At 73.2% G+C, this 15,338-nt stretch carries 13 protein-coding genes and 1 riboswitch; of the genes, 9 read left to right on the top strand and 4 right to left on the bottom strand.

The genetic code is table 11. From position 1 onward, the window contains the following. Window positions 1-4 precede the first annotated feature (4 nt). A complete protein-coding gene (locus ACBJ59_RS40840) occupies window positions 5-2,005 on the top strand; it encodes a hydantoinase/oxoprolinase family protein (RefSeq protein WP_375115483.1) in 2,001 nt (666 codons plus the stop codon). Beyond that, window positions 1,998-3,806 (top strand): hydantoinase B/oxoprolinase family protein, encoded by a 1,809-nt coding sequence (locus tag ACBJ59_RS40835; protein ID WP_375115482.1) that lies wholly within the window; start codon window positions 1,998-2,000, stop codon window positions 3,804-3,806. Before ACBJ59_RS40840 ends, ACBJ59_RS40835 begins: the two co-directional genes overlap by 8 nt. Here ACBJ59_RS40835 and ACBJ59_RS40830 read toward each other — a convergent pair. Next, window positions 3,803-4,663 (bottom strand): NAD(P)-dependent oxidoreductase, encoded by an 861-nt coding sequence (locus tag ACBJ59_RS40830; protein WP_375115481.1) that lies wholly within the window; start codon window positions 4,661-4,663, stop codon window positions 3,803-3,805. The two genes, ACBJ59_RS40835 and ACBJ59_RS40830, sit on opposite strands and share 4 nt — an antisense overlap. Before the next feature lie 116 nt (window positions 4,664-4,779). After that, window positions 4,780-4,889: riboswitch (guanidine-I (ykkC/yxkD leader) on the top strand. 51 nt (window positions 4,890-4,940) lie between these two features. On the opposite strand from ACBJ59_RS40830, the gene ACBJ59_RS40825 reads away from it, so the two are divergent. The 5 genes from ACBJ59_RS40825 to ACBJ59_RS40805 are packed head-to-tail and all read left to right on the top strand — an operon-like array spanning window position 4,941 to window position 9,573. Beyond that, window positions 4,941-6,080, top strand: a complete 1,140-nt coding sequence (locus ACBJ59_RS40825) for an agmatinase family protein (RefSeq protein ID WP_375115480.1) — start codon at window positions 4,941-4,943, stop codon at window positions 6,078-6,080. Then, window positions 6,077-7,072 carry an ABC transporter substrate-binding protein gene (locus ACBJ59_RS40820; RefSeq protein ID WP_375115479.1) on the top strand — a complete coding sequence of 332 codons (996 nt, stop codon included), beginning with the start codon at window positions 6,077-6,079 and terminating at the stop codon, window positions 7,070-7,072. Before ACBJ59_RS40825 ends, ACBJ59_RS40820 begins: the two co-directional genes overlap by 4 nt. Continuing rightward, window positions 7,069-8,133 (top strand): ABC transporter permease, encoded by a 1,065-nt coding sequence (locus tag ACBJ59_RS40815; RefSeq protein ID WP_375115478.1) that lies wholly within the window; start codon window positions 7,069-7,071, stop codon window positions 8,131-8,133. Before ACBJ59_RS40820 ends, ACBJ59_RS40815 begins: the two co-directional genes overlap by 4 nt. Then, window positions 8,130-8,885 carry an ABC transporter ATP-binding protein gene (locus tag ACBJ59_RS40810; RefSeq protein ID WP_375115477.1) on the top strand — a complete coding sequence of 252 codons (756 nt, stop codon included), beginning with the start codon at window positions 8,130-8,132 and terminating at the stop codon, window positions 8,883-8,885. The genes ACBJ59_RS40815 and ACBJ59_RS40810 overlap by 4 nt, the downstream gene beginning before the upstream one ends. Before the next feature lie 10 nt (window positions 8,886-8,895). Then, window positions 8,896-9,573, top strand: a complete 678-nt coding sequence (locus ACBJ59_RS40805) for a histidine phosphatase family protein (RefSeq protein ID WP_375115476.1) — start codon at window positions 8,896-8,898, stop codon at window positions 9,571-9,573. Here the strand turns inward: ACBJ59_RS40805 and ACBJ59_RS40800 are convergent. Further along, the gene (locus ACBJ59_RS40800; protein WP_375115475.1) at window positions 9,563-10,093 is read right to left on the bottom strand and encodes a uridine kinase; all 531 of its coding nucleotides are present in this window, start codon (window positions 10,091-10,093) and stop codon (window positions 9,563-9,565) included. The two genes, ACBJ59_RS40805 and ACBJ59_RS40800, sit on opposite strands and share 11 nt — an antisense overlap. A 78-nt stretch (window positions 10,094-10,171) precedes the next feature. Here ACBJ59_RS40800 and ACBJ59_RS40795 point away from each other — a divergent pair, with 78 nt between their 5' ends. Together ACBJ59_RS40795 and ACBJ59_RS40790 are read left to right on the top strand one after the other, a co-directional pair. Next, window positions 10,172-11,329: a CaiB/BaiF CoA transferase family protein gene (locus ACBJ59_RS40795; protein ID WP_375115474.1), complete on the top strand. Its 1,158-nt coding sequence runs from the start codon at window positions 10,172-10,174 to the stop codon at window positions 11,327-11,329. 74 nt (window positions 11,330-11,403) lie between these two features. Beyond that, window positions 11,404-12,903 (top strand): carboxyl transferase domain-containing protein, encoded by a 1,500-nt coding sequence (locus ACBJ59_RS40790; RefSeq protein ID WP_375115473.1) that lies wholly within the window; start codon window positions 11,404-11,406, stop codon window positions 12,901-12,903. On the opposite strand, the gene ACBJ59_RS40785 is transcribed toward ACBJ59_RS40790, so the two are convergent. Together ACBJ59_RS40785 and ACBJ59_RS40780 are read right to left on the bottom strand one after the other, a co-directional pair. Continuing rightward, window positions 12,887-14,821: a hypothetical protein gene (locus tag ACBJ59_RS40785; protein ID WP_375115472.1), complete on the bottom strand. Its 1,935-nt coding sequence runs from the start codon at window positions 14,819-14,821 to the stop codon at window positions 12,887-12,889. The genes ACBJ59_RS40790 and ACBJ59_RS40785 overlap by 17 nt on opposite strands. After that, window positions 14,818-15,315 (bottom strand): sigma-70 family RNA polymerase sigma factor, encoded by a 498-nt coding sequence (locus ACBJ59_RS40780; RefSeq protein WP_375115471.1) that lies wholly within the window; start codon window positions 15,313-15,315, stop codon window positions 14,818-14,820. Before ACBJ59_RS40780 ends, ACBJ59_RS40785 begins: the two co-directional genes overlap by 4 nt. Window positions 15,316-15,338 lie beyond the last annotated feature (23 nt).

Here is a 15,338-nt window from a genome sequence, read left to right as displayed (position 1 = left end):
AGCCATGCGTAGCGTCCGTATCGGAGTGGATACCGGAGGAACGTTCACCGACGTCGTGGCGGTGGACGAGGAGACCGGTGAGATCCTCACCACGAAGACCCCCTCGACCCCCGCGAACCCGGCGGACGGGTTCCTCGCGGGCATCGAGAAGCTGGGCCGGCTCGACGTCGGCTCCATCGTGCACGGCACCACGGTGGACACGAACCAGCTGCTGGAAGACCGGATCCAGAACCTCGGGTTCATCACGACCGAGGGGTTCGAGTTCATTCTGGAGATCGCCAGGCAGAGCGTGCCCGACGGCTACGGCAACTCCTACTTCTGGGTCAAGCCGCCCAGGATCGTGCCCGTGCACCAGGTGAAGACCGTCGGAGGGCGGCTCGACCACCTGGGCGCGGAGGTGCGGCCGTTCTCGGAGGAGCAGGCGGTGGAGGTGGCCCGCTGGTTCCGGGCCAAGGGGATCACCGCGATCGGGGTCTGCTTCCTGCACTCCTACGCCAACCCGGAGCACGAGCGCCGCATGCGCGAGGTGCTGTGGCGCGAGCACCCGGAGGCGGTGATCTCGCTGTCGAGCGACGTGCTGCGCGAATACCGCGAGTACGAGCGCTCGGTCACCACCCTGGTCGACGCCGCCGTCAAGCCCGCCATGCGCAGCTACATCGCCAACCTGACCAACCGGCTCGGCATGCCGTTCTCCGTCATGAAGTCCAACGGCGGCGTCCTGTCGGCCCGCGAGGTGGTCAACCAGCCCATCACCACCGTCCTGTCCGGCCCGGCGGCGGGGGCGCTCGGCGCGGCGCTCATCGCCTCGACGGCCGGCCACCGGTCGGTGATCACCCTGGACGGCGGCGGCACCTCGACCGACGTGGCGGTGGTGATGGAGGGCGAGCCCTCCATCACCACCGAGGGCGAGATCGGCCGCTACCCCTGCAAGATCCCGATGATCGACATCATCACGGTCGGCGCGGGCGGCGGCTCCGTCGCGTGGATCTCGCCGGAGGGCACGCTCAAGGTCGGGCCCAGGTCCGCCGGAGCCGACCCCGGCCCCCTCTGCTACGGCAAGGGCGGCACCGAGGTGACGGTGACGGACGCGCACGTGTTCCTCGGCCGGATCCCGCCGCACCTGCTCGGCGGGGAGATCCCGCTGGACGCCGACGCGGCCCGCACCGGCATCCAGGCGCTGGCCGACAAGCTCGGCCTCACCCCGGAGCGCACGGCGACCGGGATCCTGGAGATCAGCGCGTTCAACCAGAGCAACGCGATCCGGCAGCTCACCGTCAAGCGAGGGCTCGACGTGCGGGACTTCCCGCTGGTGACGTTCGGCGGGTCGGGGCCGCTGCTGGCGTGCCGGCTGATCGACATCCTCGGCCTGCCGGCCGTCGTCGTCCCGCGCGACCCGGGCAACGTCTCGGCGTTCGGGCTGCTCACGGTGGACGTCAAGAACGACTACGTGCGTACGTACGTCACCCGCGACCTCTCGCTGGGCAAGGCCGTCGAGATCTTCCACGACCTGGAGCATCAGGCGGGCGAGGCCCTCGACCGGGAGGGCTTCGACGACCCGGTCTACCAGCGCAGCGCCGACCTGCGTTACTACGGCCAGGCGTACGAGGTCCGCGTCTCCGCCCCCGCCGGCGAGATCGACGAGGACTGGCAGGCGGAGGTGGTCTCGCGCTTCCACGACGCCCACGAGAAGCTGTACGGCTACGCCTACCGCGACGACCCCCGCCACGGCGTCGAATGGGTGAACCTGCGCGTCTCCGGCATCGGACCCATCAAGCGCCCCACCATCCGGCGGCTGGAGAAGGCGGGGGAGGGCGCCACCTCGGTCCGTCCCGTGCACTTCGACGAGACCCGCGACACGCCGGTCCACCAGCGGGCCGCGCTCGGCCCCGGAGCCACGGTGAAGGGCCCGGCGGTGATCGAGGAGTACGGCTCGACGATCCCCATCCACCCCGGCTTCACCGCCAAGGTCGACGAATACGGAAATGTGGAGATAAGTCGTGACTGATCCCATCCTGGTGGAGATCGTCGAAGGGACGCTGGCCTCCGTCGAGAAGGAGGTCGAGACGGCCATCGCCCGCACGGCCCGCTCGCCGATGATCCGCGACGCGCACGACTTCCGCGCGGGCATCCACGACGTACGCCTGCGCAAGCTCACCGGCCGCTCCTACAGCGCGCTCGTCCAGCCGGTCGTGCGCGACTTCCCGGTCGAGACGATGAAGCCCGGCGACGTCTACTTCCACAACGACGTCTACCTGTCGGAGGGCGGCATCGGCCACCTGCCCGACCTGTGCGTCACCGTGCCCGTCTTCCACGAGGGCTCCGTGGTGGCCTTCGTCCAGGCGTTCGGCCACCACGACGACATCGGCGGGGCCGTTCCCGGCTCCATGCCCTCGCACGCCCGCTCGGTGTTCGAGGAGGGCCTGATGGTGCCGCCGATCAAGCTGTGGGACGAGGGCGTGCCCAACGAGGCCGCGCTGCGCATCATGACCCGCAACTCCCGCATGCCCGACTCGCTGGCCGGCGACCTCGACGCCGAGTGCTCGGCCTGCCTGATGGGGGCGCGGCGGCTGGGCGAGCTGTTCGAGCGGTACGGCAAGCAGGCCGTCGAGGAGTGCTTCGACGCGATCATCGACAAGACGACCGAGACGTTCCGCAGGGAGCTGCTGGCGAAGATCCCCGAGGGGACGTACGTGTGGGAGGACTACGCCGAGCACGACGGCGTGGACGAGCCCCGGTTGCACGCCCAGCGCATCACGCTCACCGTGGACCACGCCCTGGACATGCCGCTGACGATCGACTTCACCGGCACGTCGCCGCAGGCCAAGGGGCCGATCAACCACGCGGGCGACTACTCCGACGGGGTGTTCCTGAAGAAGTGGCTGGCCCCGGTGCTGCGCAACCTGGCCGACACGCCGGAGCGCATGGCGGAGCTGGACGTCAACGAGGGCGTCGTGCCGCTGATCAAGATGATCTTCCCGGAGAAGGGCACCCTGCTCACCCCGGTCTTCCCCGCGCCCACCAACGCCCGCACGTTCGTCATCCTGCGCCTGCTCGGCGTCCTGGCGGGCGTCCTGGCCAAGGCCACCGGCGGCCGCATGCCCGCCGACCAGGAGACCATCCGCTACACCGGGGTCCACGGCACCGACGCCGACGGGATGCCGTACCTGATGCGCGAGGTCCTGGGCGGCGGCTCCGGCGGGCGCTGGTACGCCGACGGCGAGGACACCATCCACGTGGTGCCCGACTCGCGCAACATCCCGGTGGAGTTCGCCGAGGCGCGCTGGCCGTTCCGGGTGGAGCGGCTGGCGCTGGCCTGCGACTCGGGCGGGCCGGGGATGTACCGGGGCGGGCTCGGCTACGACAAGCACATCCGGATGTTGCGCGACGCGTCGTACATGTCGATCGCCGACCGCTCGATCCTGTCCTGCTGGGGCGTCAACGGCGGCCTGGCCGGGCGGCCCTTCCGCGTCGAGATCGCGGGCAAGGAGATGGAAGGGCTGGTGGACGACCACCCGGTGCAGGCCGGCGAGGTGATCAGGATTCGCACGACCGGGGGCGGCGGCTGGGGCTCCCCGTACGACCGCGACCCCCGGGCGGTGGCGGCCGACGTACGCGACGGGAAGGTGTCGATCGCCGGCGCGCTGGGCGACTATGGCGTGGTCCTCGACGGGGACCGCATCGACGAGCGGGGCACGGCCGAGCTGCGCGCCCGCCTGCGGCCCCCGGCCGACCGCTTCTTCGACCGGGGGCCCGGCTACGCCAAGCTGTCGGGCGGGCGCTCCTTCGCGGAGGTCGACCAGCTCTAGAAGCTCGCGAAATAGGTGGCCGCCATGTCCTCGTCGCCGTGGCCCTTGGCCTCGGCGCGGCGGAAGCGCTCACCCGCGGCGGCCACCAGGTCCAGGCTGACCCCGGCCGACTCGGCCGCCGCCGTGATCAGCCGGGTGTCCTTCTCGGCGTTGCGCACGGTGAAGCTGGGCGTGAAGTCGCCCTCCAGGATGGCCTTCGACTTGGCCTGGAAGTAGGCGTTGTCCATCGGCCCGCCGGTGACCACCTGCCGCACCAGGTCGGGGTCCAGCCCGAGGCCCCGGGCCAGGGAGAGCGCCTCGGCCACGACGGCGGTCAGCGAGATGCCGAGGCTCACCGTGGCCATCTTGAGCTTGGTGCTGGCGCCGTCCGCGCCGTCCTCGCCGAGCCAGAGCGTACGCTGGCCGAGCGCGCCGAAGACCGGCTCCAGCGCTTGCCTGGCCGCCTGCGGGCCGGCCGCGAGGATGACCAGCTTGCCCTGCTCGGCGGGCTGGCGAGTGCCCTGCACCGGGGCGTCCACGAACGTCAGCCCGTGATCGTCCGCCAGCGCGGCCAGCCGCCCGACCGCCTCGATGCCGACCGTGCTCATCTGCGCCCACACCTGGCCGGGCCGTAGCCCGGCGGCGGCGCCGGAGACCGCGTCGTGCACGGCGTCGCCGTCGCTGAGCATCGTGACGATCACGTCCGCGCCCTCGACCGCCTCGGCCGGGGAGCCCGCGACCACCGCGCCGTCCGCCTCCAGGGGCTGGGCCTTGTCCCTGCTGCGGTTCCACACCTTGACCTGCATGCCGGACCTGACGAGGTTGCGCGCCATCGGCGCGCCCATGAGCCCGGTTCCGAGAACTGCGACAGCACTCATGAGACGACCCTACGTGCGCCGGACCGGGGCGCGGCGGCCGGGGTAAGCGGACTGGAACAGGCTGTTAACCCCGGGGAAACACCGCGGGAGTCCACTGAGGGGGACTCACCGAGAGCGTGAGGCGCACCTAGGGTTCCGCCGGTCACGGGTCTGGTCCGAGAGGTGCAGGCGGCCCCACCGCACCCACCCCGGGGCCGCTCCACGGCGGGACAAAAGCCCGGGAGGTCAGCCACAGCCTGGCTGCCTTCCGGCCGGGCCTGGATCATTCGGAGCTCGAATGCACTGGCACCCCCGCAAGCCGCACGACGACTACGGACCCGAGGCCCGCTTCGCCGTCGAACGCGAGGCCGAGCTGCCCACCGCCGGCTGGGACCGGGAAGTGGCCCGGGGTCTGGAGCTGGGCCTGCCCGGCGCCGACTCCATCGTGGACCGGCGCATCCCCACCTTCTCGCGCGGGGAGCTGCCGCACTTCGCCGGGATCAACACCTTCCTCAAGGCCCCGTACGTCGAGGACGTCCGCACGTGCGGCGACTACGACGTGGCCGTGCTGGGGGCGCCGTTCGACGGCGGCACCACCTACCGCCCGGGCACCCGGTTCGGGCCGCAGGGCATCCGCCGCATCTCCGCCCTGTACGGCCCCTACAGCTTCGAGCTCGGCGTGGACCTGCGCGAGTCGATCACCATCGCCGACCTCGGCGACGTCTTCACCATCCCGGCCAACATCGAGAAGACCTTCGACCAGATCTCCAAGGCCGTCTCCCACGTGTACGCCAGCGGCGCCTTCCCCGTCGTGCTCGGCGGCGACCACTCGATCGGCTACCCGACCGTACGCGGGGTCGCCGAGCACCTGTCGGGCAACCTGGGGATCATCCACTTCGACCGGCACGTGGACACCCAGGAGACCGACCTGGACGAGCGCATGCACACCACGCCCTGGTTCCACGCCACCGACCTGCCGAACGTGCCGCCGGCCAACCTCGTGCAGATCGGCATCGGCGGCTGGCAGGCCCCCAGGCCGGGCGTGAAGGTAGGGCGCGAGCGCGGCACCACGATCATGACCGTCACCGACTGCGTCGAGATGGGCATCGAGGCCGCCGCCGAGCGGGCCCTGGAGGTGGCCTGGCGCGGTGCGGAGGCGGTGTGGCTGTCGTTCGACGTGGACTGCCTGGACGCCGCGTTCGTGCCGGGCACGGGGTGGCCGGAGCCGGGCGGGTTCCTGCCGCGGGAGGTGCTCAAGTTCATCCAGCTCATCGCCGACGCCGCGCCGCTGGCCGGGATCGAGGTGGTCGAGTGCAGCCCGCCGTACGACAACGCCGAGATCACCTCGCTCATCGCCACCCGCGTCATCTGCGACACGCTCGGCTGCCTGGTCCGCTCCGGGCACCTGCCGAAGAAGGGAAAGGAGGCCACCTCATGACCCGCCGGCCCCTGCTCGCCGCCGTGCTCGCCGCCCTGCTGCTGACCTGTTCGGCAGCGTGCGGCGGAGCGCCGTCCACGCCTTCCGCCGCCCCCTCGGACAAGGCCGTCACCCTGGGCTTCTCCGCCTGGCCCGGCTGGTTCCCGTGGCAGGTGGCCCAGGAGAAGGGGCTGTTCGCCCGGAACGGGGTGCAGGTCGAGCTGAAATACTTCGACAGCTACACCGACAGCCTCACCGCCCTGGCCACCGGCAACATCGACGCCAACAGCCAGACCCTGAACGACACGCTGGCCTCCGTCTCCGGTGGCGCGCGGCAGACCGTGGTGCTGGTGAACGACAACTCCACCGGAAACGACCAGATCATCGCCCGGCCCGGCATCACGTCGGTGGCCCAGCTGAAGGGCCGGACGGTCGCGGCCGAGCAGGGCACCGTGGACCACTATCTGCTGCTGCTCGCCCTGCGCGAGGCGGGGCTCACGCCGGCCGACGTCACGTTCAAGCCGCTGCCCACGGACGCGGCGGCGGCCGCCTTCAAGGCGGGGCAGGTGGACGCGGTCGGGGTGTTCGCGCCGTTCACGACCACCGCGCTGGAGCTGCCGGGGTCCGCGGCGATCGCCACCTCCAAGGACTTCCCCGGGGCCATCCCCGACCACCTCGTGGTGTCGCGCGCGCTCGCCTCCTCGCGACCCGAGGTGGTGCAGGGGCTGGTGAAGACCTGGTTCGACACGGTGGCCTGGATCGGCGCGAACAAGGCCGAGGCTCGTACGATCATGGCCAGGCGGGCGGGGGTGAGCGAGCAGGACTACGCCGAGTACGACGCCGGGACCACGATCTTCTCGCTGGCGGACAACCGGGAGGCGTTCGGCTCGGGCAGCCTGGAACGGCAGGCCAAGGAGATCGCCGCCTTCCTCACGGAGTCGGGCCTGGCGGACACGGCGCCGTCCCTGGACGGGCTCCTCGACCCGCGCTTCGTCCAGGGAGTGTCCTCGTGACGGGCCCACCCCCGCGCACCACCCCGGCACCGGCGACCGGCCTGCCGGAGGGCACGCCCTGGCCCGCGGCTGCGGCCGGGGTTCCCGGCGGTGCGTCCGGGGAGCGCGCGGCGTGGCCGCCGCTGCCCAAGCGCGCTCCTCGCGGCGGAAGCGCCGGCGGCGGCTCCGGGGGCGGCTCCGGGGGCGGCTCCAGGGGCGGCTCCGGCGGCGGGCTGCTGCCGGGACGTCTGGAGGCGGCCGTCCAGGTGGCCCGCCTGCTGCGCCGCCGCTCGGCGGGCGCCGCGCCGGGGCGGTGGCGGGGGAAGGACTTGCCGGGGAGGGCTCGGTGGGCGTTGCGGGCGGTGGCGGTCGTCGTGCCCCTGGCCGTCTGGGCGGTGGTCAGCTCCCTGGGCGTCGTCGATCCGACGTTCCTGCCGTCCCCGGCGGCCGTCGCCGGGGCGTTCGCCGAGATGGCCGCGAGCGGGCAGCTCCTGTCCGACGCCGCCGCCAGCCTGGGCCGGGTGGCTGCCGGGTTCGGCCTGGCGGTGGCGATCTCGGTGCCGCTGGGGATGGCCATGGGCACGTCCCAGGTCGCCCTGGCGCTGCTCGAACCCGTGATCGGGATGCTGAGATACCTTCCGGCGTCCGCGTTCATCCCGTTGCTCATCATCTGGCTGGGCCTCGGCGAGCCGTCCAAGATCGCGATTCTGGTCATCGGGGTCGTGTTCTTCAACACGCTCATGACCGCCGACGCCGTCCGCGCGGTGCCGGGCGAGCTGCGCAAGGCCGCCGCCACGCTCGGGGCGACGGGCGGGGAGGTGCTGCGGAAGGTCGTGTGGCCGTACGCGCTGCCCGGCATGCTGGACGCGATGCGCGTCAACGCCGCCGCCGCGTGGAACTTCGTGGTCGTCGCCGAGCTCATCGCCGCCGAGTCCGGGCTCGGCTACCGGATCGTCCGCGCCCAGCGCTTCCTCCAGACCGACCGCATCTTCGCCGTGCTCGTCCTGATCGGCCTCATCGGCCTGGCCATCGACGTCGGGCTGCGCCTGGCCAGGGCCAGGGTCGGGAGGTGGGCGGCGTGACGCTCGTGCTGCGTGACGTGGTCAAGGAGTACGCGGGCCGCCGGGTCCTCGACGGCATCGGCCTGGAGGTCGGCCGCGGCGACTTCCTGTGCATCGTCGGGGCCAGCGGCTCGGGCAAGTCGACGCTGCTCAACCTGATCGCCGGCCTGGAGCCGGGCACCGGCGGGGCGATCGAGCTCGACGGCGACCCGGTGACGGGGCCGGGCCCGGAGCGGGGGCTGGTGTTCCAGTCGGGGGCGCTGTTCCCGTTCCTCTCCGTCGCCGAGAACGTCGGGTTCGGGCTGCGCCTGCTGCCCCTGCCCGCCGCCGAGCGGCGCCGCCGCGTCGAGTGGTACCTGTCGGAGGTGGGCCTGCTGCCGCTCGCGAACGCCCTGCCCAAGGAGCTGTCGGGCGGGCAGCGGCAGCGGGTGGCGATCGCCCGCGCCCTGGCCTGCGAGCCGTCCGTACTGCTGCTCGACGAGCCGTTCGGCGCCCTCGACGTGCAGACCAAGGAGGACATGCAGGTGTTCCTGCACCAGGTCTGGCAGGACACCGGAGCCACCGTGCTCATGGTCACCCACGACGTGGAGGAGGCGGTCCTGCTCGGCCGCCGCGTGATCGTGCTGGCCTCGCACCCGGGCCGGGTGGCGGCCGAGCTGCCGGTGCCGCTGCCCGGCCGCCGGGAGCTCGCGCTCAAGCGGACCCCGGAGTTCCTCGCCCTGCGCGCCCGCGTCGAGGATCTCGTCAGGGGGCACGCGGCCGGGCGCGTGTGAGGATGGGCGCATGGGACCTGCGTGGATCATGGCGGTACGGCACGGGGAGAGCGAGTCCAACCTCGCCTACCGGGAGGCCGGCGCGACCCCGCTCGTCTACGAGCGCGGCGACGACGAGGTGACGCTGACGGAGCTGGGCAGGACACAGGCGGCGGCGCTCGGCCGGCTGCTGGCCGCCCTGCCCCGGGACGAGGCGCCGGAGCTGGTGTGGTGCTCGCCCTACCTGCGCGCGCTCGACACGTGGAAGCTCGCCCACGAGACGTGGGGCGTGGACCCGCTGCCCGTCACCGTGGACGAGCGCCTGCGGGACCAGGAGGCGGGCGAGTTCGCCCGCCACAACCTGGCGGCGATCGCGGAGCGCTTCCCCGAGGAGCTGGCCCGCCGGGAGGCCGAGGGTGCCTACGCCTACCGGCCGCCGCGCGGCGAGTCGCTCGCGGACGTCGTGGCCCGCCTGCGCGACTTCCTGCGCGACCTGGACGGGCGGGCGGACGGGCGGCGGGTGCTGATCGTCGCCCACGACTCGGTGGTGCTCGGGCTGCGCCACGTCATCGCCGGCGGCCCGGACGCGGAGCTGGCCGCCGTGCTGGACTTCGCGCCCGTGCTCAACGCCTCGGTGTCCGTCTGGCGCACCGGCGGCGCGGGGTTCGAGCTCGTACGGTTCAACGACGTCGCGCACCTCACGTCGTGATGACCAGGTCGGCCCGGTCGCGCGTGCGGTCCGCCGCGAACCACGCCCGCTCCGCCGCGAACCACTCCCGCCACCGGGGCGCCAGCTCGGGCCCGTCGCGCTCCAGCACGCGCCGCAGGCGCACCGGCTCGGCGGCCTCCACCCACACGGTGTACGCCAGCAGCCCCGCCGCCGAGGCCCGCGCCGTGCCGACGCCCTCGATGACCAGGACCGGCGCCGGCGGCACGGCCACCTGCTCGGCGTACGTCCCGCGCACCCAGTCGTACCTGCGGAAACCTCCGGGCCGCCCCGCCTGGAGAGGCCGCAGCACCTGCGACTCCAGCGCGTGGAACCAGCCGCCCGGGCCCTCCTCCCACGGCACGGGGAAGTCGTCGCTGTGGATCACCTGGCAGCCCAGCTCGGCCGCCAGCCGCCGCGCGAACGTCGTCTTGCCCGACCCGGCGGGCCCGTCCACGGCCACCAGCCGCACCGGGCCGCACGACGGCGGCAGATCCCGGATGCGGACGGGCAGGTCATTCACCGGACCCAGGGTAGATGACGGAGGGTGGACGCCTGAGAGAATGTCCTTTCGCCCCGAACGCAAGCAGGAGGTTGGATCTTGCTCGGACCCCTCGGTGACATCGTCGTGCTCGATCTGTCCAGGGCCCTGGCGGGGCCGCACGCCGCTCAGATGCTCGGTGACCTGGGTGCTCGGGTGATCAAGGTCGAGCATCCGGACGGGGGTGACGAGTCGCGCGGCTGGGGACCGCCGTTCGTCGGGCCGGATCACGATATTTCGACTTACTTCCTGGCGGCCAACCGCAACAAGCAGTCCATCGCCGTCGACCTGAAGTCCGGCGAGGGCAAGCAGCTCATCGAGCGTCTCGTACGCCAGAGCGACGTCCTCATCGAGAACTTCCGCACCGGCGTGCTCGACCGCCTGGGCTTCTCCGTCGAGCGCCTGCACGAGCTCAACCCCCGCCTGGTCATCCTGTCGATCACCGGCTTCGGCCACGACGGGCCCGAAGGCGGCCGCCCGGGCTACGACCAGATCGCCCAGGGCGAGGGCGGCCTGATGTCGCTGACCGGCCCATCCTCCGACGAGCCCTACCGCGTCGGCGCCTCCATCGCCGACCTGCTGGCCGGCATCCACGGCGCCTACGGCGTGGCCGGCGCCCTCTACGAGCGCGAGCGCACGGGCCGCGGCCGGGTCGTGCGCACCTCGCTGCTGGCCGCGATCACCGGCGTGCACTCCTACCACGGCACCGCCTGGACGGTCGGTGGCAAGGTGCCCGCCGCGGGCGGCAACCACCACGCCTCCATCGCCCCCTACGGCGCCTTCCACTGCGCCGACGGCATGCTGCAGATCGCCGCCGCGAACGAGGGCCAGTGGCGCAAGGTCGCCGCGCTCCTCGACATCGACCCCGGCCAGCCGCGCTACGCCACGAACCGGGACAGGTTCGCCCACCGCGACGAGCTGATCGCCGACATGGAGAAGGCCCTGGGCGCCCACGACCGCGCCCACTGGCTGGCCCGGCTGGGCGAGGCCGGCGTGCCCGCGGGCGCGATCAGATCGCTCGACGAGGTCTACGCCTGGGACCAGACCCGCTCGCAGGGCCTGGTCGTCGAGGTGGAGCACCCGGTGCTCGGGAAGATCGAGCTGCCCGGGCCGCCGCTGCGGTTCGACGGCCTCACCGAGGTCGAGCACACCGCGCCGCCCGCACTCGGCCAGGACGGCGACGATGTGCTCGCCTGGCTGGAGGAGCGCGAACGATGATCGCTCACAGGTGGCACCGGCCGGGGCGCTCGTGCGTCAACATTGCATCGTCGGCAGACATCTAGGGAGCGATAGTGAGCCGTCCGGACGCGCGCACACTGATCGAAACGGTCCTCGACCGGGGGTCGTGGAAATCGTGGGACGCGCCGCCCGCGGATCCGGCCGAGCCCGGCTCCTCCTACGCCGACGAGCTGGCCGCGGCCCGCGTCAAGTCCGGCTACGACGAGGCCGTGATCACCGGTGAGGGGCTGCTCGACGGCCGCAGGGTGGCCATCGCGGCGTGCGAGTTCTCGTTCATGGCGGGCTCGATCGGGGTCGCGGCGGCCGAGCGGTTCGTGGCCGCGGTCGAGCGGGCCACCCGCGAGCGGCTGCCGCTGCTGGCCGCGCCGGCGTCGGGCGGGACGCGGATGCAGGAGGGGGCGCTGGCGTTCGTCCAGATGGTGAAGATCACCGCCGCGATCCAGGCGCACCGGGCGGTCGGCCTGCCCTACCTGGTCTACCTGCGGCATCCGACGACGGGCGGGGTGTTCGCGTCGTGGGGGTCGCTCGGCCACGTCACGGCGGCCGAGCCCGAGGCGCTCATCGGGTTCCTGGGGCCGCGGGTGTTCGAGTCGCTGCACGGCTACGCCTTCCCCGAAGGCGTGCAGGTCTCGGAGAACCTGCACCGCAAGGGCCTGCTCGACGCGGTGGTCTCGGCCGAGCAGGCGCGGGAGGTCGCGATCAGGGCGCTGTCCGTGCTGGCCGCCGACCGGTCCGGCATCGTGGCCGGGGAGCCGCCCGTGGAGGACCTGCGGCCCGTGGAGGCGTGGGAGGCGATCACCCGCTCGCGCCGTGACGACCGGCCCGGCGTACGCACGCTGCTCAAGCTCGCCGCCTCCGACGTGACCCCGCTGAGCGGCACCGGCGAGGGCGAGAACGAGCCGGGGCTGCTGCTCGCGCTGGCCAGGTTCGGCACCGCGCCGGCCGTGGTGCTGGGCCAGGACCGGCGGCTCCAGCGCACCAACTCCCCGCTCGGCCCGGCCGGGCTGCGGGTGGCCAGGCGCGGCATGCGGCTGGCCGCCGAGCTCGGCCTGCCCCTGATCACCGTGGTCGACACGGCCGGGGCGGACCTGTCGAAGGCGGCCGAGGAGGGCGGGCTGGCCGCCGAGATCGCCCGCTGCCTGGCCGAGCTGGTCATGCTCGACGCGCCGACCGTCTGCCTGCTGCTCGGCGAGGGCGCGGGCGGCGCGGCGCTGGCGCTGCTGCCCGCCGACCGGGTGTTGTGCGCGCAGCACGCCTGGTTGTCGCCCCTGCCGCCGGAGGGCGCCTCCGCGATCCTCTACCGGTCGGTCGACTTCGCGCCCGAGATCGCCCAGGCGCAGCGCATCCGCGCCACCGACCTGCGGCGCGACGGCATCGTCGACCGCGTCATCCCCGAGCTGCCCGACGCCGCCTACGAGCCGAGGCAGTTCTGCGAGCGGGTGGGGCGCGCGCTGGAGCACGAGATCGCCAACCTGCTGGAGGTGAGCCCGGCGGACCGTTTCGCGGCCCGCCAGGCCCGCTACCGCAACCTCGGGTCTATTTCCTCCTCGTGACGGGGCCGTCCTGCCACAGCTCCTCGCCGTCGGCGCCGTACCCCGTGGTGACCATTCCGGCCGAGAAGTCGCCGCCCTTGGGCGCCGGGGCCGCGAACAGCACCACGCCCTGTCCCCACTGGTCGGGCACGGCCTCGGCGGTCGTGGTGAGGCCGTTCGCCGTGACCAGCTTGATCGTGGCCGTGCCGGCCCTGGCGTAGCCGTACCAGGTGCCGGCGCCGTGGGCCCAGTACAACGGCCGGTCGGGGCCGAGCAGGTCGCTCAGCCGCTCGCCGGGCAGCGGCCCGGGGAGCGACGCGGACGGCTCGCCGTTCTCGAAGAAGGCCATGCAGCTCGGCTCGACCACGAGGGCGGTCACGCCCGCGGGCAGGGCCTGGCGGCCGGTCTCGGTCGTCACGGCCTTGCGCCCGCAGCCCTTGTCCGTCTCCGGGAACCGCTCGATCCGCCCGTCCTCCTTCCGCACGGAGAAGCCCCCGAGCACCACGTCGCCGGTCTGGATCGTGACGTGCCAGATCGGGGCCGGGGTGCCCGTCCCGCGCAGGATCTCGGCCCGGATCCGGCGCCGGTCCGACAGGACGGCCTCGACCGACTCCCAGCTCTCGTGGACCGCCCCGACGTAGGTGACGGAGCCGGGCTCCGGCAGGTATCTGATCGCCTTGAGGGGGAAGAGCGAGCCTCCCGAGGTGCCCTGGCAGCTCGTGCCGCCCCAGGGCGTCACGCCCCCGCTCTGGCAGAGCGTGAGCATGTCCTCGCCGAAGCTGGTGAACCAGACCCGCACCGGGCCGCCGGGGCCCTCGGTGCCCGGCAGCGTCATCGTCTCCCCGATCGGCGGGGTGTCCTCCAGCCGGTCCCGGTTCGCGTCGTCCTGGCGCCAGACCTGCGTGCCCGCGGCGTCGTAGGCGACGATGTCGTGGCGGGCCTGCCGGTCGCCGGTCGGGTGCTCGGCCGCGAACAGCGCGACGCCCAGGCCCCACGGATCGGGCCGCGTCTCGATGCCGGCCGTGACCCCGCCGTCGAAGGCCACCTCGATCCTGGCGACGTCCGCCCGGGCGAGCCCCATGATCACGTTCTCCTCCATGCGCAGATCCACCGGCTCTCGCAGCGCGCCCGCCGGCGTCGAGCTGAGCTCCGCGCCGTGCCGGGTCCAGGACACCTCCATGCCCTCCTTCGTCGCGTGCGGTCGCGCGGTGACCCCCGCAGGCAGGTCCAGGGCCGCGCCGGCGGCCTTGCTGCGCTCCGGCGGCATCAGCGGGTCGCGCGACCGCCGGCCGAGGGACCTGCCCCGGTCGTCCGCGATCTCGATCCTGGACATGGCGTGCCGGGCCGGATAGGTCACGGTCCAGATCCGGTACGGGGCCCCGGACGGCCGCAGCACCGTGCCGGAGAACGTCCGCCCGTCGGCCGCGACGCCGGTGACCCCGCCGATGCCCTGCACCGCCACGCCCCAGTCCATCGCGGTCTCCGCCCCGTCCCGCAGCGTGCTGCCGGTGAACCAGGCATCGGTGTTCGGCTCGTTCGGGACGGGAGTGCACCCCCCGTACGACTCCGCGTCCGCCCGCTCCATCACGAAGCACAGCTCGGGATAGCCCAGCCGCGCCCTGGCGAACCAGAGGCGCAGCGGCCTGCCCTCGGTCGGGTTGTCCACGGTCAGCTGCTCGCCGGCGGCGGTCCTGTCCCGCATGAGCCCCTGGTAGATCGTGTCGGGGTCGTTCGCGGTGTTCCGGCCCAGGCCCCCGTCGAGCAGGACGGGAACGAACACGGCCAGCAGCGCCACCGGCAGCGCGGCCAGCACCAGGCGGGCGGCCGTCCGGCCACGCGGCCTGCGGTCGCGTACGCGGGCCCAGGCGTGCGGGCTCGCCTCGAACGTGCTCGCGCGGGCGTCGAACGCGGCCCGCAGGCGCTCTTCCAGGTCGTTCACCGGTCCTCCTCCTGCAGCGCCTTGCCCAGGGCCGCCAGGGCCCGGCTGGCGTGGGTCTTCACCGAGCCGGGCGAGACGCCCATGGCCTCGGCTATCTCGCGTTCCGACAGGTCCAGCCAGTAGCGCAGGACGAGGGCCTCGCGCTGGCGGCGCGGCAGGCGGTCCACGGCCGCCAGCAGCTCGCGGTGCTCCTCGGAGACGAGGACGGCGTGCTCGCTGCTGCGGGCGGGCTCAGGGGGGTCGGGGCGGCGCAGTCGTACGAGCCTGAGGTGGCGCAGGCGGTTGCGGGTGAGGTTGCAGACGGTCGCGCGCAGGTAGGCCAGCGCCGACCCGTCGTCGCGCAACCGTCTGGTGTGCAGCCGGGCGAACGCCTCCTGGGCGATGTCCTCGGGGTCGTCCGCGCCGAGCAGTCCGGCCAGGCGTACCAGGGAGTGGTACTGGGCCGCGAACAGCTCGGCGAACGACGGCTGCGCCATGGTCGCTGTTTCGGTCACGTCCCTAGAGACACGCGGAGGCG

The organism is Nonomuraea sp. MTCD27, assembly GCF_041950495.1.
Lineage (GTDB): Bacteria > Actinomycetota > Actinomycetes > Streptosporangiales > Streptosporangiaceae > Nonomuraea.
The sequence above is the reverse complement of the archived record's forward strand: the minus strand, read 5'-3'. Positions and strand labels throughout refer to the sequence as shown.

Coding starts and splice junctions, on each gene's coding strand:
- ACBJ59_RS40840 (WP_375115483.1), top strand. CDS start 5: ATGCGTAGCGTCCGTATCGGAGTGGATACCGGAGGAACGTTCACCGAC.
- ACBJ59_RS40830 (WP_375115481.1), bottom strand. CDS start 4,663: ATGAGTGCTGTCGCAGTTCTCGGAACCGGGCTCATGGGCGCGCCGATG.
- ACBJ59_RS40825 (WP_375115480.1), top strand. CDS start 4,941: ATGCACTGGCACCCCCGCAAGCCGCACGACGACTACGGACCCGAGGCC.
- ACBJ59_RS40820 (WP_375115479.1), top strand. CDS start 6,077: ATGACCCGCCGGCCCCTGCTCGCCGCCGTGCTCGCCGCCCTGCTGCTG.
- ACBJ59_RS40805 (WP_375115476.1), top strand. CDS start 8,896: ATGGGACCTGCGTGGATCATGGCGGTACGGCACGGGGAGAGCGAGTCC.